Source organism: Paenibacillus sp. FSL R7-0652 (assembly GCF_038595045.1).
Taxonomy (GTDB): Bacteria; Bacillota; Bacilli; order Paenibacillales; family Paenibacillaceae; genus Paenibacillus.
In genome coordinates, this window is the sequence record NZ_CP152001.1 from 1567055 (window position 1) to 1588199 (window position 21145).

Annotated in this window: 21 protein-coding genes; 17 read left to right on the forward strand and 4 right to left on the reverse strand. The window is 48.5% G+C overall.

From position 1 onward, the window contains the following. Positions 1-14 precede the first annotated feature (14 nt). Together MKY97_RS06920 and MKY97_RS06925 are read left to right on the forward strand one after the other, a co-directional pair. On the forward strand, positions 15-521 hold the full coding sequence (locus tag MKY97_RS06920) for an A24 family peptidase (protein WP_342554735.1): 507 nt from the start codon (positions 15-17) through the stop codon (positions 519-521). A 70-nt stretch (positions 522-591) separates the two neighbouring features. After that, on the forward strand, positions 592-2370 hold the full coding sequence (locus tag MKY97_RS06925; RefSeq protein ID WP_342554736.1) for a DUF6382 domain-containing protein: 1779 nt from the start codon (positions 592-594) through the stop codon (positions 2368-2370). Positions 2371-2443: 73 nt separating this feature from the next. Here the strand turns inward: MKY97_RS06925 and MKY97_RS06930 are convergent, their stop codons facing one another. Continuing rightward, positions 2444-3355 (reverse strand): TIGR01777 family oxidoreductase, encoded by a 912-nt coding sequence (locus MKY97_RS06930; RefSeq protein ID WP_342554737.1) that lies wholly within the window; start codon positions 3353-3355, stop codon positions 2444-2446. A 173-nt stretch (positions 3356-3528) separates the two neighbouring features. Beyond that, positions 3529-3996, reverse strand: coding sequence for a DUF2621 domain-containing protein (locus MKY97_RS06935; protein WP_342554738.1), 468 nt, complete (start codon positions 3994-3996; stop codon positions 3529-3531). 168 nt (positions 3997-4164) lie between these two features. Here MKY97_RS06935 and MKY97_RS06940 point away from each other — a divergent pair, with 168 nt between their 5' ends. Together MKY97_RS06940 and purU are read left to right on the forward strand one after the other, a co-directional pair. Then, positions 4165-5271, forward strand: a complete 1107-nt coding sequence (locus MKY97_RS06940; protein ID WP_342556268.1) for a deoxyribonuclease IV — start codon at positions 4165-4167, stop codon at positions 5269-5271. Positions 5272-5341: 70 nt separating this feature from the next. Beyond that, positions 5342-6235 carry a formyltetrahydrofolate deformylase gene (gene purU, locus MKY97_RS06945; protein WP_342554739.1) on the forward strand — a complete coding sequence of 298 codons (894 nt, stop codon included), beginning with the start codon at positions 5342-5344 and terminating at the stop codon, positions 6233-6235. Between the two features lie 83 nt (positions 6236-6318). Here the strand turns inward: purU and MKY97_RS06950 are convergent, their stop codons facing one another. Further along, on the reverse strand, positions 6319-6798 hold the full coding sequence (locus tag MKY97_RS06950; RefSeq protein WP_342554740.1) for a hypothetical protein: 480 nt from the start codon (positions 6796-6798) through the stop codon (positions 6319-6321). A 435-nt stretch (positions 6799-7233) separates the two neighbouring features. Here MKY97_RS06950 and tkt point away from each other — a divergent pair, with 435 nt between their 5' ends. The 5 genes from tkt to MKY97_RS06975 all read left to right on the forward strand — a co-directional run bounded on the left by tkt (position 7234) and on the right by MKY97_RS06975 (position 12772). Next, on the forward strand, positions 7234-9276 hold the full coding sequence (tkt, locus tag MKY97_RS06955) for a transketolase (RefSeq protein ID WP_342554741.1): 2043 nt from the start codon (positions 7234-7236) through the stop codon (positions 9274-9276). A gap of 173 nt (positions 9277-9449) precedes the next feature. After that, positions 9450-9767 carry a pyrimidine/purine nucleoside phosphorylase gene (locus MKY97_RS06960; protein WP_342554742.1) on the forward strand — a complete coding sequence of 106 codons (318 nt, stop codon included), beginning with the start codon at positions 9450-9452 and terminating at the stop codon, positions 9765-9767. A 183-nt stretch (positions 9768-9950) separates the two neighbouring features. Then, on the forward strand, positions 9951-11306 hold the full coding sequence (locus MKY97_RS06965) for a glucose-6-phosphate isomerase (RefSeq protein WP_090918059.1): 1356 nt from the start codon (positions 9951-9953) through the stop codon (positions 11304-11306). 225 nt (positions 11307-11531) lie between these two features. Beyond that, positions 11532-12164, forward strand: coding sequence for a YigZ family protein (locus tag MKY97_RS06970; protein ID WP_342556269.1), 633 nt, complete (start codon positions 11532-11534; stop codon positions 12162-12164). Between the two features lie 5 nt (positions 12165-12169). Further along, complete coding sequence (locus tag MKY97_RS06975; protein WP_342554743.1) at positions 12170-12772, forward strand: TetR/AcrR family transcriptional regulator; 603 nt, start codon at positions 12170-12172, stop codon at positions 12770-12772. Positions 12773-12962: 190 nt separating this feature from the next. Here the strand turns inward: MKY97_RS06975 and MKY97_RS06980 are convergent, their stop codons facing one another. Next, complete coding sequence (locus tag MKY97_RS06980) at positions 12963-13364, reverse strand: secondary thiamine-phosphate synthase enzyme YjbQ (protein ID WP_342554744.1); 402 nt, start codon at positions 13362-13364, stop codon at positions 12963-12965. A 410-nt stretch (positions 13365-13774) separates the two neighbouring features. On the opposite strand from MKY97_RS06980, the gene cysT reads away from it, so the two are divergent. The 8 genes from cysT (at position 13775) to clpP (ending at position 21046) form a co-directional block, all read left to right on the forward strand. Next, complete coding sequence (cysT, locus tag MKY97_RS06985; protein WP_342554745.1) at positions 13775-14590, forward strand: sulfate ABC transporter permease subunit CysT; 816 nt, start codon at positions 13775-13777, stop codon at positions 14588-14590. After that, the gene (locus MKY97_RS06990) at positions 14587-15384 is read left to right on the forward strand and encodes a sulfate ABC transporter permease subunit (protein ID WP_342554746.1); all 798 of its coding nucleotides are present in this window, start codon (positions 14587-14589) and stop codon (positions 15382-15384) included. Before cysT ends, MKY97_RS06990 begins: the two co-directional genes overlap by 4 nt. 1 nt (position 15385) lies before the next feature. Further along, positions 15386-16450 carry a sulfate ABC transporter ATP-binding protein gene (gene cysA, locus MKY97_RS06995; protein ID WP_342554747.1) on the forward strand — a complete coding sequence of 355 codons (1065 nt, stop codon included), beginning with the start codon at positions 15386-15388 and terminating at the stop codon, positions 16448-16450. Between the two features lie 47 nt (positions 16451-16497). Beyond that, positions 16498-17562, forward strand: coding sequence for a sulfate ABC transporter substrate-binding protein (locus MKY97_RS07000; RefSeq protein ID WP_342554748.1), 1065 nt, complete (start codon positions 16498-16500; stop codon positions 17560-17562). 191 nt (positions 17563-17753) lie between these two features. Further along, the gene (locus MKY97_RS07005; protein ID WP_342554749.1) at positions 17754-18200 is read left to right on the forward strand and encodes a hypothetical protein; all 447 of its coding nucleotides are present in this window, start codon (positions 17754-17756) and stop codon (positions 18198-18200) included. Positions 18201-18390: 190 nt separating this feature from the next. Further along, positions 18391-19185, forward strand: coding sequence for an MBL fold metallo-hydrolase (locus MKY97_RS07010; protein ID WP_342554750.1), 795 nt, complete (start codon positions 18391-18393; stop codon positions 19183-19185). Positions 19186-19383: 198 nt separating this feature from the next. Beyond that, complete coding sequence (locus MKY97_RS07015; protein ID WP_342554751.1) at positions 19384-20445, forward strand: RNA polymerase sigma factor; 1062 nt, start codon at positions 19384-19386, stop codon at positions 20443-20445. Positions 20446-20464: 19 nt separating this feature from the next. Continuing rightward, complete coding sequence (clpP, locus tag MKY97_RS07020) at positions 20465-21046, forward strand: ATP-dependent Clp endopeptidase proteolytic subunit ClpP (RefSeq protein WP_342554752.1); 582 nt, start codon at positions 20465-20467, stop codon at positions 21044-21046. Positions 21047-21145: the final 99 nt, after the last annotated feature.

Here is a 21145-nt window from a genome sequence, read left to right on the forward strand (position 1 = left end):
GAGAGATGATATAGGTGGGATGGTTTTATATGGCCTGTGGTGTATATCTTCTGGCGGCATTCGTGACCGATGTACGCTCTATGAAAATTCCGAATCGGTTGACCCTGCCAGTGACGGGTGCGGGTGTGACAGCCCATCTTGTATGGGGAGGGTGGGAAGGCATGCTGTTCTCATTAGGCGGATTCGCTGCCGGTTTCGGCATGGTGTTCCTAATGTATGCAGTCGGTGCGGTTGGGGCGGGAGATGTGAAATTGTTCGGGGGGATTGGTGCGTGGACTGGATTTACATTTGGCCTGCATGTGATGATGTATTCAGTCTTGTACGCTGGCGTGATCGGACTAGTCATTCTCTTGTTTCGCAGAGATGCTGCTAAGCGAATACGGGCAGTGGCATGGAATCTGATCCGTTTCTTCAAAATGGGTTCTCTTAAACTCGTAAGTCAAGAAAAATCACTAAAGTTTCCTTTTATGCTGGCTGTGCTGCCTGGATTCGTCAGCTCATGGATCTATATGGCTTCTTAAACTGTCTATGGGCTTGCAGAAAGAGGTTCTAATTGAATTACTCGTTCACATAGAAACGGAGAGAACAAATATGTATGGATTAACGAGAGACTTCGTACGTAATGGCGGGACATTTATGACTTTGGAAAAAGTGAACGGGCTTCGTATGGATGAACTCAGCAGGGTACAGCTTGGTATGTTATCCTCGAATCCAATTCCTCGTATGCTGCCTTTATACATAAGGGAGATCGATCAGAATGTAACGCTGCAGTATGACATTTCCGGTTACAAGATGCTGTCACAGACGTTAAAGTCGGGCCGGATCCGTCTGCAGGTACTGTACCACCTTTTATACCAATTGGTCGATGCTCTTGTGGAGTGCAGACCGTACATGCTGGAATCGCGGAATGTATGGATGCATGAGGAATACATTTTCATTCAGGGGACGATGGAGCAGGGAGAACTTGGTTTGGTTTATGTGCCCATGATGGATGAACGGCAGGAGGATCTTACTCCGCAATTATTCCGTAATATGGTGACAAGGCTTATGGCCTATGTTCAGGAACTGCAGGGGGAGGGCATACAACGTCTGCTGCAGCTTTGTAATGACGAGCAGTGGGATATTAAGCAGCTGCATGAACTTTTGCTGGAGCTATCTGCCGGAAACGCAGTATATTCAGGAGCCGGGGATCATTTGAAAACGAGAGGTGAAGTCAGCTTGAAGTTAAATACAGCTGTTCCGGAACAGCTGCAGTATAATCAGCGTCAACCATTGATCAAGCTGGATTCCGAGATCGACGAGACGGACCTTCGTGCGAATACCTTTTTACAAAAGAGAACAGCGGGACAATCTTTATTGGGCAGCCCCGGATATGCAAATCTGATACAAAACTCTGCACAGGAAAAGCCCCCTACGTTTGTTTATACGGAGCAGGAAAATGGTGGCAATGAAGAAGAAAATATTTCGGCATCCGGTTCTTCCCATACAACATATGTCTGGCTCGGCTGCATGGTTGCCATCGCATTAATATGGCGATTCATCTACATGGAACAGCCAGGCCAGAACGAACTGATTCTGTCCGTATCGCTAAGTCTGGGGCTGATTGCAGTGGCGAGCTGGATATGGAAAAGGACGGGCAGGCCGCGTAATCGTAATGAATCCGGCGTTCATAAATTATTTTCTATACCGGTCTTGGGTGGGAAAAGAGATAAGCAGACTGAAGCTGACGAGGAAATGTATCAGGAGAGCTGGCGTTGGAATGCTGCTGACAGCAAGTCTAAAGAAGGCAAGAGTAAGACCATTGAAAATTTCGAGGAGTCTTTGACAGTTAGCTCCGTATACAAGGATTCAGCCCCTTCTCATTTTGGCAGCCGTGGTATTAGAAACTTAAAGCCATTGAATACAACTCGCGAGGAGGGGGCTGATCCAATGCATACCCGCAAAAAGGGTGGGGAGAGTGTTATGACTTCTGATCTGGATCACACAGGTCCTGCTGCAGAAGCAACAGTCAACCTGCAGCAGCTGGCTGCAAAGGGGTTGGAGGATGAACGTGCTCATGAGCCAAAGTATTATTTGGAACGAACTTTAAAAAAAGGAGAACGGAGCGAACGTGTAGAGGTGAAGGGAGCATCCTTTGTCATTGGGAGAGCATCAGATATGGTTCAGTGTGTAGACAGCTCGACAGGTGTGTCCCGAGCTCATGTGGAATTGAGCCAAAGCCAGTCCGGTTATGTCATCAAAGATCTGGGCTCAGTCAATGGAACAATGCTTCAGGGCGAACTGCTGGCACCTTATAAAGAATATCCATTGACGGATGGGGATACGTTCATCCTGGCTGATTCAGTCTACATTTATCGGGCAGCAGGATGAACTGTATTGTGCCGCTCACACTGTTAATGGTGTGGGTGTGAAGGCATTGAAAATGGCACGATGGTGCAATCGCTTAATCAGACAAGCCGCGATGTTTCAGGTCTTCCAGCGCTTGAGTCAACGTAGGAAAGGTGAATTGAAAGCCGTGGTCCAGCGCTTTTTGAGGAATAACGCGCTGCCCTTGAAGCAGGACAACCGACAATTCACCAACGACTGCCTTGATCAGGAAGCCGGGTACAGGGAACCAGTGTGGACGATGATAAACTTTGCCTACTGTACGACCGAATTCATCATTGGTTACCGGATTGGGCGAAGAGGCGTTTACCGGACCCGAGATTTCTTTGTTATGAATGGTAAAGTCGATTAATCGGACGATATCCATAATGTGAATCCAGCTGGTCCACTGCTTGCCGCTGCCGATTTTACCGCCGAATCCCAGCATGTATGGAAGCTTCATTAACGGGAATGCGCCTTTTTTATGACCCAAAACGAGACTGACACGGATTTTGACCAGTCTTACATCCTGAATGGCATCAGCGGCAATCTCCCATTGTTCCGAAACCCGGGAAGGGAAATTCATGGATTTTTGCGGACTGCTCTCATCAAAGGTTTCATCAGGGGAAGTTCCGTAGATCGCCATGGCTGATGCCTGAACTACCACCTCGGGCTTTTGCTTCAGCGTTTCCACCAGCCGGGCAACCCGCGCCACTGTTGTAACCCTGGATTCGACAATCTCCAGCTTGGCTTTGGTAGTCCAGCGCTGATTCAGGGTTTCACCCGCAAGATTCACCAGCGCATCAAAACCTTCCAATTCATGCGGCATTTCTTCAAGCTGCTCCCAGGATATATATGTAAGGTTTTTACTCGGATTATGCATGTCAGGCAGTTTACGAGTGATTACTTTCACATGATGTCCGGCCTGCAGCCAGTAATCGACAAGAGCGCCCCCTACAAATCCGGTTCCTCCGCAAATGGCAATTTTCATATTGAACATCCTCTCTAATGGGTCAAAAAGCCCCGCAGGGTAAGTTGAATGTGCGAAGAAGGCTTACCAGGCGGAGCTAATATGTGTTTAATTTAACCAAAATGGTGGCCCTTCTAACGAAGCTGGACTGTTTTATTTCCCAACCAGTTCATACTGTATAATACATCGAATGATTATTTCATCAAGTGGCGATAGGGAGTGTAGTCGATTTTGTTTTTCTCCAGGAACTTCACCAGGAATTTGTTATCCCGCTTGGGTGTTGCAATGATATACCCCTTAATGCAGTGATCTCTGGAGACTTCAGATGCATTATCCTCCACTGCAATTTTCCCGATCTCGGCAGCAATGGAATGTTTGGCAATGTCGCGAAAAGGGCCCGGCACAGGCTCAACAAGCTGATCGAGGAAAGCCTTGGCTTCATCTGTCCACAGATGACGGCTCGTCTCCACCCAATAGTTCTGCCAATCCAGTTTTGACTTTCCATCGGCCTTAGGGAGTACCTTAAGGAATTTACGCATCATAAAAAATCCACCTATACACATGCTGCCAAGCAGCACAAAGGTCCAGAAAGCGATCGTATTCATAAACCAGTTGCTGGGAGAACTGTTCGTTAAAAGCTGGGTGTAGGCATTAGAAATCATTACGGAGTCACCTCGGTTTATTGATTTTTACGGCATCCTGAAAATGCCGTCCCATGTTTGGCAATCAGCTGCCAAAAAAAGCCTCTCATCCGAATTATAGCTCATTTCTAGATTTATTTCGATAATCGCGTTATGATAAGGGATAATTCAGAAAAAGGGGGATAAATGATGCTGAAAATTGGCTCCCACGTGTCCTTTTCGGACAAGGGATTATTGAGTGCAGCGAAGGAAGCGTCCTCGTACGGATCCACTTCGTTTATGATATATACGGGTGCACCGCAGAATACACGCCGCAAGCCTATTGAATCGATGTTTATCGAGGAAGGCAAGCTGGCCATGCAGGCAGGCGGATTCGAGGAAATTGTCGTCCACGCGCCTTACATCATTAATCTGGGTTCTTACAAGGACAGCACCTACAGACTGGCTGTGGATTTCCTTCAGGAGGAAATTCGCCGTACACATGCCATTGGTGTGAAAAACATTGTGCTGCATCCGGGTGCATTTACGGACAAGGATGCACATTACGGTATTGAGCGCATTGCGCAGGGGTTAAATGAAGTGCTGGATGGCATTCAGGAAACAGATGTGAACATTGCGCTGGAAACGATGGCAGGTAAAGGGACCGAAATGGGACGCAGTTTTGAAGAAATTGCACAGATCATAGAGAAGGTAACACATAACGAGCGTCTGACTGTGTGTATGGATACATGTCACATTCATGATGCGGGTTATGATATCGTCAATGATCTGGACGGTGTACTGGATCAGTTTGATCGTACAGTCGGGCTTGAACGTATTGCCGTCATGCATATTAACGACAGTAAAAACGCTGCAGGTGCGCGCAAAGACCGTCACACACCGATTGGTTCTGGCTGGATCGGTTTCGAAGCGATTAATCGCATTGTAAATCATGAAAAATTAAGCGATCGTCCATTCATTCTGGAGACGCCTTGGATTGGTAAGGATGCCAAAACCCAGCGTCCAATGTATGAAATCGAAATTGCGCTGCTGCGTGGGGATGTAGAAGGCCGATTCGGTCAGGAGTTCCTGAACGAGGTGGAACAGCTGCAGCACTTCTTCAAAGGGAAGGAACTGGATTCCCGTGCTTATGTGCTTGATGTATGGACACTGCTCAAAAATGATGCCAAAGCCAAAAAAGCCGATCCGCGTGAACCGCTGGAACGCTTGTATGACATGGTCATTGAAGCGGAGCTGTTCCCTAATCTGAATGAAGAACAAATTAATCACCGTTTGATTGCTTGGCTTGCAGGGTAACCCCTGCAGGCCCGGCTTGATATACCTTGCAAGTCTGGTTGGCCTAAATTGAAGGAGGAAGATTAACCTGATGGAGATTCATGCTAAACAAAAACGACCTGAAGATCTGAATCGTGCCAATCGAGCACGTATGCTCATTTCCTGTCCGGATGGCCCGGGAATTGTTGCAGCGGTATCGCACTTTTTGCACCAGCACGGTGCTAACATTGTACAGTCTGACCAATATACAATGGACCCGGCAGGCGGCATGTTCTTTATGCGGATCGAATTTGATCTTCCGCAGCTGGAGAGCAATCTGGCAGAGCTCGAAGCAGACTTTGCTGAAGTCGCAGCGCGATTCAAAATGGAATGGTCGCTTTCGGCGGTCAGCCGCAAAAAAAGACTGGCTATCTTTGTATCGAAAGAGGATCACTGTCTGGTAGAGCTGCTGTGGCAGTGGCAGGCTGGTGATCTGGATGCCGATATTGCGCTTGTCGTCAGCAACCATCTGGACATGAAGGATTATGTGGAGTCGTTTGGTATCCCGTACCATCATATTCCGGTTACGGCGGATACGAAAAAAGAAGCGGAGCAGCGTCAGCTTGAAGTGATCGGCAGTGATGTTGATGTGATTATTCTCGCACGTTATATGCAGATCATTTCTCCGATGTTCATTGAACATTATCGCAACCGTATTATCAATATTCATCATTCGTTCCTGCCTGCTTTTGTCGGCGGTAAACCGTACGCTCAGGCCTATAACCGCGGTGTGAAGATCATTGGGGCAACGGCGCATTATGTAACCGAAGAGCTGGATGGAGGTCCAATTATCGAGCAGGACGTGCAGCGTGTAAGCCATGGGGATGACGTGACGGAATTGAAACGGATTGGACGTACCATTGAGCGTGTTGTTCTTGCACGTGCTGTGAAATGGCATGTAGAGGACCGTGTACTTGTTCATGAAAATAAAACGGTTGTGTTTTAAATTGACGCTTTAATACTGTGCAAGGTTGATCCGTAACCTCGCAAGAGAATGATAAACAATCAAGCCCAAAAAGCGGCGCTGGTTCACTGATGAACCGGATGCCGCTTTTTGGCCTGCACATATTTTCCGCACAGACCAAGCACTGCACCAAACAGCAGATGACCAGCTGCCCAGTATAGGATGGCCCCCATGTCATTCAGGTCTGGAACACGCGGAGATAACGGCGACAAGGGAATGTACAGAAGGGAGGAAACGCCACCGAGTATGATTCCCCGGCAGATGGGGTGGCCGGAACGTTTAATCCACCACATATAAAAAACACCGATGGCAGCAGAAACAGCAAGGTGCAGGGCGAATTCGATCCATTCCGGCAGGCGGGGAGGAAGACCCGGCATAAAATCAATATTAAGCAGCAGGGTATACACGTTTTCACCGGTTAATGCCTGTACAGCTTTGAGAAAGAAGCCCAGAACAAATCCGCTGACGAATCCGGTTACGATCCCGGATAACCAGGGTAATGATGATTTTGATGCATTCGACGGGTGCTGCGCTGTATCTGACATAATAGGGGCCCTCCCTGGGAATAAACGTTAAAAGCATGCTGTGGCTGATTTACTGTTATAAATCGAAAGAAGCCGTAAAGAAGCCCTGAGCGTTTCATTCTATTTGAAAATAAACCACCTGCATTGTTTCTGAATCGAGCAGTGGGGATCACGTACAAATTTCGCTTTTCCTGCTGCAAAGGGTATGGATTTTGAGTTAAAGGTTATACTTCATCCGATGGATTAGCAAGGTTCACCCAGGAATCAGCACAATTTTCCGTAACTTTCTAAAAGAAGGTTATGGAAAAGCTTCACGCCAAGTGATACAATACAAAAGTGAATAAGTCAAAATGAAACATTCAAGCGGATTCACTTATTGTTTATGCGGTTTGCTTGTATGATGAGAGGGACTCGCTTGCGCACCCGACTTATCTAAAGACATGAGGAGGACAAACCATGACTGACAAGAACGAAGCGATTCAAAAGGACGAGAACACTACAATCGACAACCTGTCGATTACAACCGTACGTACTTTGGCGATTGATGCAATTGAGAAGGCAAACTCCGGACACCCGGGTATGCCGATGGGCTCTGCTCCAATGGGGTACCAGCTTTTTGCAAAAACGATGACTCATAACCCGGACCACCCGACTTGGATTAACCGGGACCGCTTTGTGCTGTCCGCAGGACATGGCTCCATGCTTCTGTACAGCTTGCTGCACCTGAGCGGCTACGATCTTCCGATGGAAGAATTGAAGCAATTCCGTCAATGGGGAAGCAAAACTCCGGGTCACCCGGAATTCGGACATACAGCTGGTGTTGATGCAACTACCGGACCACTGGGGCAAGGTATTGCAATGGCAGTTGGTATGGCGATGGCTGAAGCTCAGCTGGGCGCAACTTACAACAAAGATCAATTCAACGTTGTTGATCACTACACATATGCAATCTGCGGTGATGGAGACCTGATGGAAGGCGTATCCCATGAATCTGCTTCCCTGGCTGGACGTCTGGGCCTTGGCAAACTGATCATGCTGTTTGATTCCAACGACATTACGCTGGATGGCAAACTGGATCTGTCTTCTTCCGAAAGCATTGCAAAACGCTTTGACGCATATGGCTGGCAGGTGCTGCGCGTTGAAGACGGTAACGATCTGCCTGCAATTGAAAAAGCAATCAAAGAAGGTCAAGCGGACACATCGCGTCCTACATTGATCGAAGTGAAAACCGTTATTGGTTACGGCAGCCCGAACAAACAAGGTAAAGGCGGCCACGGCGGTACTCACGGATCTCCACTAGGTGCAGAAGAAGCTAAACTGACCAAAGAATATTATAAATGGGTATACGAAGAAAACTTCCACGTACCGGCTGAAGTACGCGATCACTTTGCTCAAGTAAAAGAAAAAGGTATCGCTGCAAACAAAGCTTGGGACGAGCAGTTTGCTGAGTACAAAAAAGCATACCCTGAACTGGCTGCTCAGTTCGAAACAGCAATTAACGGCGACCTTCCAGAGGGCTGGGATCGTGATCTGCCTAAATATGCAGCAGCGGACAAAGCGTTGTCTACGCGTGTAGCATCCGGTAACGCATTGAACGGTCTGGCGCACAACGTGCCTCATTTGACAGGTGGTTCAGCTGACCTGGAAAGCTCCACAATGACTCACTTGAACAACCTGACCAACTTCTCTCCAGAAGACTACGCCGGACGTAACATCTACTTCGGTATCCGTGAGTTTGGTATGGCTGGAGCGATGAACGGTATGGCGCTGCACAGCGGTGTGAAAGTATTCGGCGGTACGTTCTTCGTATTTACCGACTACCTGCGCCCAGCTGTTCGTCTGGCTGCCCTGATGAGCCTGCCAGTGACGTATGTCCTGACTCACGACAGTATCGCTGTTGGTGAAGATGGACCTACGCACGAACCAATCGAGCAATTGGCATCCCTGCGCATCATCCCGAATCTGACGGTAATTCGTCCGGCTGACGGTAACGAGACTTCAGCAGCTTGGGCTTACGCGCTTGAGAACAAGAGCAACCCGGTTGCCTTAGTGCTGACTCGTCAAAACTTGCCGATCCTTGAAGGGACGGTAGAAGGTGCGCGTGAGAACGTAAAACGTGGTGCTTACGTGGTGTCCGATGCCAAAGACGGCAAACCGGCAGCACAAATCATTGCTACAGGTTCTGAAGTGCAGCTGGCTGTTAAAGCTCAAGCAGCACTTGCTGAGCAGGGCATTCAAGTTCGCGTTATCAGCATGCCAAGCTGGGATCTGTTCGAGAAACAAGACAAAGCTTACAAAGAGTCCGTTCTTCTTCCGGATGTTAAAGCTCGTCTTGCGATCGAAATGGCTCACCCGATGGGCTGGGAAAAATATGTTGGAGATCAAGGCGACATTCTCGGAATCAGCACATTTGGTGCTTCCGCGCCTGGCGACCTTGTAATCCAGGAGTATGGCTTTACTGTGGATAACGTAGTTAGCCGCGTAAAAGCACTGCTGTAAAAGCTGTGCTTCAAGAGTTCATATAAGGTATAGCTTTACAGATGCTGTCATGGGCGGAACGGCTTACGGCGGTTCAGGCTCATGACAGTTGTTATTTCCGCAGTATTAGGGCAGCATGTCGCCCTAAGCTGTATTGCCTATTGTTTTCATTAACTTCAGGGGAGCGGGTACGCATGTCACAATTTGATCAAGTCAGTGTAGTGAAAGAGGCCAACATTTATTATGATGGTCAGGTAACCAGCAGAACAGTTATTTTGGGAGATGGCAGCAAAGTGACGCTGGGCATCATGCTTCCAGGGAGTTATGAATTCGGTACGGACTCCCGTGAAATCATGGAGATTCTATCTGGAGACCTGAGAGTACTGCTTCCTGGTAAAGAAGAGTGGCAGGAGATTCAAGGCCAAGCGACATTCCACGTGCCTGCCGAATCCAAATTCAAACTGGAGATACGCAGCGTTACCGACTACGTCTGCTCGTACCCGGCGGAATAACACAAGAAGGGGAACCTGAACCGCGGCCCTGCGGATTCGGTTTGCCCTTTTTGCTTCTTGACTGTTAACGACGAAGTTCGTGCTGCGAGCTTGTCAGCCCGGTGGATTTGAAGTATCCTTAGGCTAAGTTGTTTAGTATCGAAACCGGAAATATTATACCGATATCAGGAGGTTTTTGAGATCATGGCAAAAAAAGTGACATTTGACTATAGCACAGCATTGCAATTTGTGAATCAGCACGAAGTAGATTATTTCGCTGAACCGATCCGTTTGGCTCACGAGCAGCTTCACAACGGTACAGGAACAGGTTCCGACTATCTGGGATGGATCGACCTGCCAACAGCGTACGATAAAGAAGAATTTGCCCGAATTCAAAAAGCGGCTGCCAAAATCCAAAGCGATTCCGAAGTGCTGATCGTTATTGGTATCGGCGGATCTTACCTGGGTGCACGCGCCGCAATCGAAATGCTGACACACTCCTTCTACAACAATTTGCCAAAAGACAAACGCAAAACACCTGAGATCTATTTTGCAGGTAACAACATCAGCTCCACGTACGTAACACATTTGCTTGATCTGGTAGAAGGAAAAGACTTCTCCGTAAATGTCATCTCCAAATCCGGTACAACAACGGAACCGGCTATTGCATTCCGTATTTTCCGTGCAGCTCTGGAGAAAAAATACGGTAAAGAGGAAGCTCGCAAACGCATCTATGCAACAACAGACAAAGAGCGCGGAGCACTCAAAAAACTGGCGAATGAAGAAGGTTATGAATCGTTCATCATTCCGGATGATGTTGGCGGACGTTATTCCGTACTTACAGCTGTAGGTTTGCTGCCAATCGCAACAGCAGGCATTAACATCGAAGAGATGATGCAGGGCGCGGCTGACGCTTCCAAAGAGTACAGCAACCCGAATGTTGCTGAGAACGAAGCTTATCAATACGCTGCGGTTCGTAACGCACTTTATCGCAAAGGCAAAGGCACAGAAATCCTTGTAAACTACGAGCCGTCCCTGCACTTTGTATCCGAGTGGTGGAAACAGCTCTTTGGTGAAAGTGAAGGTAAAGATTACAAAGGTATCTATCCTGCATCCGTGGATTTCTCCACAGACCTGCACTCTATGGGTCAATTCATTCAGGAAGGCAGCCGGAACATCTTCGAAACCGTTATTCAAGTTGCTGAAGTATCGGAGCATATCTCCATTGAAGCAGATGCAGACGATCTGGATGGCCTGAACTTCCTGGAAGGCAAAACGATGGATTTTGTTAACAAAAAAGCATTCCAAGGAACGCTCCTCGCACATACCGATGGCCAAGTTCCAAATCTGATTGTGAACATTCCAGATATGACTCCATATTCGTTCGGATATCTGGTATACTTCTTTGAAAAAGCATGCGGCATCAGCGGATATCTGCTGGGTGTGAATCCATTTGACCAGCCGGGCGTGGAAGCATACAAGAAAAACATGTTTGCACTGCTGGGCAAACCAGGCTTTGAAGAAGAGAAAGCAGCGCTTGAAGCGAGACTTTCCGAATAATTCAACGCTCTGCTCATATAGTTAAATAAAGATTGTTAAGTCCATCCGGGAATCGTTGCTGTGCAGGATTTCGTTTCCCGGATGTCATTAACCAGGGCAGTTCATCCGCTTCACGCGGGGAACTGCTTTCTTGTAAAATGGATGATTTACGGATAGTTGAGCTTCAGGAAAATAAGGAAACAACGAAGGTTGGCGTCAGAAGATGTACAGAAAGTTGGATTAAACATGATGGAACGTTACCGTACGGTTCGGGGATCGGGACAGCTGGAGATCGTGATCAAAAAGTCACGCTTTATCGGTCATATTATGCCGGTCACAACCGAGCAGGAAGCGATTGCTTTTATTGATGATATCAAGAAAAAACATTGGAATGCGACACATAACTGCTCTGCGTATATGATTGGCGAGCGGGATGAGATTCAGAAGCAGTCGGATGACGGGGAACCAAGCGGTACCGCGGGTAAACCCATTCTTGAAGTGATCAAGAATCAGCAATTAAAGAATGTAGCGATTGTAGTCACACGTTACTTTGGGGGAATCATGCTTGGGGCAGGCGGACTTATCCGTGCATATACGGATGGAGCTGTGGCAGCCATTGAAGCAGGAGAAGCCATTACCAAGCTGCTGCATCGTGAAGTATTTGTAGAGCTGGATTATACATGGCTTGGGAAAGTGGAAAACGAGTTAAGAAGCCGGGAAGTGCGTACAGGTGAAACGGCTTTCACCGATAAGGTTACGTTAACTTGTCTTCCGCCGGATAGTGAAACCGAGGCATTTATTGCCTGGATCACGGATTTGACGCAAGGGCAATCCCGGATCACGGAGGGACAGCGGCTTTATTTTATTGAAGGGGAATAAAATATATGGCTAGAAGAGCAGTCGAACAGGAGTTGTCGAGGGAGCGGATACTGGAGGCGGCGAGGCATCTTTTTATTACCAAAGGATACCGTGCCATATCGATGCGAAGCATCGGCCAGCATCTGGGCTATAGTCATGGGTCGCTGTATTATCATTTCAAGGAAAAAGCAGAGCTGTTCTATGCAATTGTGGTAGAGGACTTCAACCACTTGGGGCATCTGCTGCTGCAGGCTATGGTCAGGCCGGTTGCAGGCGGCGTGAGCAAGGTCGAGCATATTTTGATGGAGTTTATTCGGTTTGGTCTGGAGAACCCGTATCAATATGAGATTATGTTTATGATTCGGGACGAGGAATTGTTGTCCTATTGCCGTACCGAGCAGGGAAGGTGTTTCGAACTGTTTGCGTCAATTATCCGCCAGTACATGAAAGAAGAAGGCTGTGCCGAAGAGGATATACAGCATGTGCCGCGCACTTTGTTTCTGGCTATGCACGGATTCATATCGTATTATATTCAAGACCGTTTAACGTTCGCGGAGATCGAATCCTCTGCGCTGTCTCATGTTAAAGTGTTGTGCCGTAACTTGGGCCAGCAGCCTGGCGTGCAGTAACTGCCGCTTTCGCTTGCGCCCCTACACTTCAGGGCGGTGATTTGTCATAACATTAATTCTTTATAACGTTATCTTGCGAAAGTTATTCACTTTACACGCAGAAGACGAAGACAGGCGATTCCAAACCCCGTTACAGGGTGGATCGCCTGTTTGTGTTTTCATTTTTTTGGAAGTTTTATCTAAATCCCATCTAACCCTGCATAATCTTGATAAAATACTCCCGTTCACGCGGTCCATCGAACTCGCAGAAATAAATACCCTGCCATCGTCCCAGCAGCAGTCTGCCTTCATGAATGATGACAGTCTGTGAGGGGCCGCTGGTAATCGACTTGAGATGAGAAGCTGTATTGCCTTCGGCATGACGATACTCAGGATGCTCCCTAGGGTAGACCTCGTCCAGGCGTAACAATACATCATGTTTTACATCAGGGTCTGCATTTTCATTAATGGCAATTCCGGCTGTCGTATGGGGACAGTAGATGAGCACGGTACCGTTTTGCACGCCGCTGCTCAGCACAACTTGTTTGACATCCCGTGTAATTTCTTTCATTTCGTCTCTGGCTGAGGTGGACAGGCTTTGTTTAAATAACATCTTTACTCACTCCTTGGCGTTGTAATAGCTTCCCGGCTTTAACTCTATAGATTGTAACTTAACTTCATTAAACGAAACAAATCCGGGTGAATTACAGGCATGCATAAACAGGTCAAATGAAAGAAGAGGACAGACAAATGTTTAACTGGATTGAACCGATTTTCGATGAATCGAATGCAGCGAATACGCCTGCTGATATGCATCTGGCTTTTTGATCAGCACATAAAATAGTTCGAATAAAAGCATTGACGATCAGCACTGTAAACTGGTAAAGTATCAGATAAGCAAAAAACCAAGTAGACTAATGGGAATAATAATAAAGTAAACTTATCCAACTTAGGAAAATGTCGTATGATGTCAGGTAGACTGCCGACCGGAGCCGAAGCCGGAGGCTGGGAGGGAACACAGCAATGAACACCGTTCTTCGTCATAAAGGATGGACTTGGGGATTTCGCAGTACCGTATTGTTATATTTTATCGTACTTATTGTGCTTCCGATTATTGGGGTGTACGTCAATTCCTTCTCCGAAGGATGGAGCAATTTCGCCGAGAGTATCATGGACCCGATCGCATGGAAGGCAGTACTGTTAACGGTCCGTCTAGCTGTAGTGGCGGCGCTCATTAATGTAATTCTGGGTACGATGATTGCTTGGGTGTTAACGAGATATCGCTTCTTTGGCAGATCATTTCTCAACAGTCTGGTTGATCTTCCTTTTGCACTGCCAACAGCCGTTGGCGGTCTGATGATTATGCTGCTGCTTGGTCCCGTGAGTGCTGTCGGGAAACTGGCTGCATCGATGGGCTTCGAGATTGTATTTCATCAGCCTGCCATTATCATCGCGATGACCTTTGTCACGTTTCCTTTTGTCATTCGGGCCGTCCAGCCTCTGCTTGAGGAAATTGATCCTTCCGAAGAAGAAGCATCGTACACGATGGGAGCTTCCAGAGCTCGTACCTTCATGCAGGTTATTCTGCCTTCTATGGCTCCAGGAATGATCAGCGGCGGGATGCTCGCATTTTCCAGGGCACTTGCTGAATTCGGAGCTGTGGTACTTGTTGCAGGCAATATTCCGGGCAGAACGCTGACCGCTTCTGTCTTTATCTACGGTGAGATTGAAAGTGATAACCCGACCGGGGCGGCGGCGGTATCCGTACTGCTGCTGACACTCTCCTTCCTGATCCTCTGGCTGATTAATCTGGTACAGATGCGGGGGAGAAAACGATGAGGAAATGGTTAATCGGACTGACGTTTGTAGTGTTTACGCTGCTGCTCATTATTCCGCTCGGTCGTATTCTGATTGGAGCATTTGAGGACGGCGCAGGAGGCTTTGTGGAAGGCATTATGCGTCCTGAGGCGCTGCACGCCCTAATGATGACAGGGCTGGTCGTTCTGGCGGTTACGCTTCTGAATACGCTGTTTGGCATCATGATGGCGATCTATCTGGTTCGTGCGGGCTGGCTGAGTGACCGGGTGAAGGGACTGCTGAACAGCATTGTGGACCTGCCTTATGCGGTATCGCCGGTTATTGGTGGTTTGATGATCGTACTGCTGCTCGGACCAAACAGCATCATGGGAGGTTTTTTTGAAGGTATCGGATTTAATGTGGTCTATGCTTTCCCGGGCATGGTCATTGCCACGTTATTCGTTACATTCCCGCTGATGGTGAGGGAGGTCATGCCTGTCCTGCAGGAGCTGGGTTCGCAGCAGGAAGAGGCGGCTTCTACACTCGGAGCCTATGGCTGGAGAACGTTCTGGAGTGTAACGTGGCCTTCCATCCGCTGGGCGGTGGTCTATGGTCTGGTACTGACGGTCGCGCGCTCACTGGGAGAATTCGGAGCCGTATTGGTTGTATCGGGTAACATTATGAATAAAACGCAGACGGCAACAACACTGGTATATCAAGACGTAGAAAACTTCAATGTGTCAGCAGCGAACGGTGTGGCATTGGTGCTGGTAACCTTCTCCGTGGGACTGCTGCTCCTGATGGAATGGGCCAAGAAGCGAAAGGAAGTGCATTGAGATGCATGTAGAAGTCCGTGATCTGAACAAACATTTCGGTGATTTTCATGCGGTAAAAGATGTCTCATTCGATATTGCCAAAGGTCATCTGATCGGTCTGCTTGGACCCAGTGGGGGCGGGAAAACGTCGATTCTGCGTATGCTCGCAGGATTGGAAAGCCCGGGCTCGGGCGAAATCCGTTTCCACGGAAAGGTCGTAAATCATCTGCCACCGCAGGAGCGGGGCATCGGGTTTGTGTTTCAAAACTATGCGCTGTTCAAACATATGAGCGTATTTGATAATATTGCGTTTGGTCTCAAGGTAAAAAAAACACCCAAAGCCCAGATTCGTGACCGCGTGATGGAACTGGTTGAACTGACCGGGCTGAAAGGTTTTGAACAGCGTTATCCGCACCAACTATCAGGCGGCCAGCGCCAGCGTGTAGCCTTTGCCAGAGCGCTTGCGCCTGAGCCGCAGCTGCTGCTGCTGGATGAACCATTTGCCGCCATTGACGCGAAGATTCGTCAGGAACTGCGTTCATGGCTGCGTGAGCTGATCGAACGTGTAGGCATTACGTCCATCTTTGTTACGCATGATCAGGATGAAGCGATTGAAGTAGCAGACGAGATTATGATTATCAGCCAAGGTCGCCTAGAGCAGAAGGGAACCCCTTGGGATATATACAAAAATCCACAGACTCCATTTGTAGCGACCTTTATTGGTGAGTCTACGGTGGTGGAGGATGCTTCTCAGCTGAAAGGCTTTGAACATGCGGTGCAGGGTGGCAGTACACGTGCGCTGATCAGACCGGAGTACATCGAGATCGGATTGAAAAACGAATTTACCATGCTCTCTGCTACGGAAAAAGGGATCGTGAAGCATCTTCATTTCCGCGGCAGTGAATGGATGGTTGAAGTAGAGGTGGAGGGCCACAAGCTCATTACCTATCGTTCTCTGGAGAAGACGACGCTGGAAATTGGTCAAACGATTCGTGTGCTTGTGCACCGGGCTTATCTGTTTAACGATTCAGAGAGCTGGGTTGTGGAGAATCGGCTGAAGGAAGATCCGATGCCGGTCATGATCTAGAGCCTATTCTATATAAGGAAAAAGCAGAAACGAAAGAAGGAGCAGCCATGCAGACGAGCAAAATTAAAAAGAAAACGATCCCTTTATACATGATCCTGATGCTTGTGCTCGTCTGTGTGACTGCCGGATGCAGCAGCAAGCAGGCGGACCCGGCCTCGGTTACGACCGGCGATTCTTCCCAAACACTGGTCATTGGTGCGTATAGTGTGGCCAAAGATGCGGTAGGTGAACTGCTGCCGAGGTTCCAGAAGGAGTGGGAGGCAAAGACGGGGCAGACGATTAACTTCCAAGAGTCTTATGAGGCTTCAGGAACACAGGCCAGAGCGATTGTTGGCGGGTTTGAAGCGGATGTAGCTCTGCTTGCGATGGAAAGTGATATTGATAAGCTGGTGAAGGCCAAGCTGGTCACTGTGGATTGGAAACAGACCCCGAATGCGGGCATGATTACCCGTTCAATTGTTGTTTTGGGTACAAGAGCGGACAATCCGAAGGGCATCAAGGATTTCGAGGACTTAACCAGACCGGGTGTTAAGGTATTATATCCTAACCCGAAAACATCCGGCGGCGCACAGTGGGATATTAATGCCATCTACGGTGCGGGATTGAAGCTGTCGGAGGAGAAAGAGGGCAGGAAAGACCCTGCCGCAGCCAAGGCATTTCTGGAACAGGTACACCAGAACGTCGAATCTCTCGATAAGAGCGGCCGTTCTTCCATGGCTGCATTTGAGTATGGTGTAGGTGACGTCATCGTAACGTATGAAAATGAACTGCTTGCCCGGATTGCAAAAGGGGTAGATTATGACATTGTGGTGCCGAAAAATACGATTCTGATCGAAAATCCCGCAGTGGTGGTAGACAAATACGCGGACAAACATGGGAATCGGGAGCTGGCAGAAGCGTTTATCGCTTATCTGCGAACACCCGAAGCGCAGCGCATTTTTGCTAAGCACGGCTTTCGTTCTGTCGATCCCGATGTGTTCGCTGAGACCAAAGATGCCTTTCCGACACCAGCAGGTCTGTTCGATATCAACTATCTGGGCGGATGGGATGAGGTGCGTAAGACACTCTACTCCAAACGGGGAGTCTGGTATCAGGTGCTGGCGGGGCTGTAACCGCTGCTCTCCAGGTTAATCTGTCATCGGGGTGTTCTGTGTAAGGGATATTAGCTCAGCTAATATAGGAATATGAGCCTTCATTTTGCGGTATGGCGAGATGGAGGTTTTTTACTGCGAAAAGGGTATAATAGGAAGTATACTTAATGCACATCATGGCATAATCGTAATTGGAGAAAGGCGTGACAGGAATGAGTACAGAGATCAAATTATCCCAAAGTACCGCAATTCGACTGGAGCAGGCTCGGGGCAAGGGCATGCCGGAAGCGGATATTCTAAAGGCCATTCAAGCTAAAGACGCGGCAGCATTTGATGCCGTATCAGAAGAGCACTATCGGTATGATACATTTTTCTCCTATGCGGATGAGCATGGTGAAGATCTGGAAGGGGCGCTGCGGAACGGGTATCGAATCACATTTAATACCCGCGGCGGACTCGGCATTTGGCTGGAGAAAGCATTTAATCTGCAAGCAGAGAAGGATTTTACGGTGGGTGAAGGTATCGTCACCGGTTTGCAGCTGACTGCAGCACAGGCAGAGGTGCTGGAGAAGCGTCTGGCTTGGAACTGGGTTATTACGGATTCCAAAGAAGTTCCTGCAGGACGGGAACTGACTTTGAAGCTGCGCGCGCTGGTGTGAGCGGGTGCATCAGGCAAGATCATATCTGACCTGGAGGTGTTCAGGTCAGACGAGAGACTTTCCCGAAAGGCGGTGATGAGCCGGGACGGGGGAGTCTTTTTTTTGCAAAAACGGAGGTAGGAGATTAAAATTTACATAGAATATTTGGACTGAGCTGAATCGGCTTCAGGGATCGGGAGGGGAATGCGGAATGAATCAGCTCACATTTTTGGGCACAGGAGATGCGATGGGCGTTCCACGTGTGTATTGCGATTGCGAGATATGTACGGAGGCCAGGCTGACGGGTGATAATCGACGGAAACGTTCATCTGTCCTGATTCACGGGGGGAGTGGCGTTCGAGATCGGCAAGATGATGAGGTATTTATGATCGACTGCGGACCAGACTGGCGTTCTCAGATGGAAGATCTGGGAATGAGGATGGTGCATACGCTGCTGATTACGCATGCGCATTTTGATCATATCGGTGGTCTGCCGGAGTGGGCGGATGCGTGCCGCTGGTTAGGAGTGAAGGGGAAGCTGTATGCACCGCGTGAGGTGATCGTCACGATTCAGGGACAGTTTCCTTGGCTCGTTCGTCATATGGATTTTCACGAAACGGATAACGGAATTGAACTCGGCGGATGGAAGATTCGCTCTTGGAAAGTGTGTCATGGACATAACGGATTTTCGTATGCTTATCGACTGGATCGTGAGGGGTATGCGTGGGCATACTGTTCGGATGCTATCGATTTGAAAGAAGATGAGAAGCAGCTGCTCTATGGATTGGATATGTTAGTACTGGGCACGAGCTTTGTGCATGAATTGGCGGAGTTCTCGACGCGTTCGGTGTATGATATGCAGGAGGCTCAGGAGCTTTTGCGAGAGCTGCAGCCGGGGCGCACCTTTTTTACACATATGTCACATGATGTAGATGTAAGGAAGGACTATGGACTGGATCAAAGCATTACAACAGCACGTGCAGGTATGACGGTGAAGCTGCGTTAGAAAAAATTTATAAGAAGAGCGTATCCTTTAGAGGAGGTTCTTCGTTTACATAATGAACATCTAAAAATTATATAAGTTGAACAAATCAGGGGATAGCAGCTGCTCTTCAGGGTATTCTGTCATCGGAGTGGGCTGTGTAAAATCGTTCGTTTAACTTATATAGCATCAATTAGGAACCAGCAAAGGGGGGCCCCCAAGATGGCCTTTGTGAAGTCCGCAGATCATCAAGTCAACAGAATGCTTTTTGAATGGAGCAGCACGCATAGCGAGTATACAGTAGATGAAGTAAATGAGTGCAGCAGAGACAGCTTGGCATGCGAAAATAGATCGGCTGGAGGCCATGAAGCGAACGCAGCAAGTAAAACTGCAGAAACGTTTCAAGGCAATAAAGTATATCGAGCGACTCTAACCCGTGCAGCTGATCAAACGCAGGATATTGAGGTTAAAGGAAATGCTGCGGCGGTAAGTTTGTCAGACTCGGCGCTCACGACCCTGCATCAAATACTGCCTGACCTGATGGATTCGCTGTATGCGTACGGCTTATCACTAACCAAATCGGTGACGGAGACAGAGGACCTGGTTCAGGAAACCTGTCTCAAGGTGTTATCGTCTGCCGCGGTTCAGGCTTCGGGAAGAACGGGAGAGTTCAACTGGGAGGCATACCTGATTCGTACGGCACGCAATACGTGGATTGACAGTATTCGCAAGCAGGAGAAGCTGCGCTCCCTGCTCGACGGACTGAAACCTGTCGTATCTCGGTATGCGGAGGAAGAGTCGTTTGAAGAGCTGGAGTCTGCGGTGCAGCTTCTGGTCAGCGCACTGCCCGCATGGCAGCGGGTGATATATATATTACGTGAAATGATGGGTTATACGGCGGCAGAGACTGCAGGGATGCTCGGCACAACGGAAGGTGCTGTAAAAGCAGCATTAAATCGTGCCCGTACTGGCATGAGCAAGGTGAGGCATGAGCTGGAGCAGGAGGGAAAGGATGCATCGTTAGAAAAGAGTGCGATCGAAGGGCTTGTTCATCTGGAACAAGAGCAGCTTCGCAGCTATCTGATGGCTTTCCGCCGCGGGGATACCGCTGGCCTTATTGACCTGTGCCTGAATCGGACCGATGATCCGATGGCTGTAGCGGGTACGATCCTGCAGCACACTTTGCCGTCTCCATCCGTGCAGCCGGTGACATACGGATATGCTTCTTCTCGTAAGAAATGGATGTCGTACAGAGAAGGATATTCGGTACACATGGCTGCCTGATAACAAGGAGGCGACATAGATGAACGTAGTACCTTATGTGGTAGAACAGACCGCTCGTGGTGAGCGGAGTTATGATATTTATTCACGCTTGCTGAAAGACCGGATCATTATGGTATCGGGCGAGATTGAGGATCAGATGGCCAATGCGATCGTAGCCCAATTGTTGTTTTTGAGCGCAGAGGACCCGGATAAGGATATTCAAATGTACATTAATAGTCCCGGGGGATCCGTAACGGCGGGGTTCTCGATCTATGATACGATGCAGTTTGTGCGGCCGGATGTTTCGACGATCTGTACAGGCATGGCGGCAAGTTTCGGCACCATACTGCTGGTAGGAGGTACCAAGGGGAAACGAATGGCACTGCCAAACAGTGAAATTATGATTCATCAGCCGCATGGCGGTACACGTGGTCAGGCATCAGACATGCTCATTCATGCCAATCGCATTATACAGCACCGTCAGCGCTTGAATCAGCTGCTTGCAGACCACACAGGTCAGCCGCTTGAGCGAATTGAAAAAGACTCCGACCGGGATTACTTCCTCACTGCGGCTGAAGCAGTAGAATATGGTCTGGTGGATAAGGTTATTACAGGTGCGTGAGGATACGCAGCCGATTTTCAGGGATGACAGGAGACTGTCATCTCTTTTTTTGGGAGGTCGGGTAAAAATGTTAAATAAGAGCGTTGACTTCAACCAGGC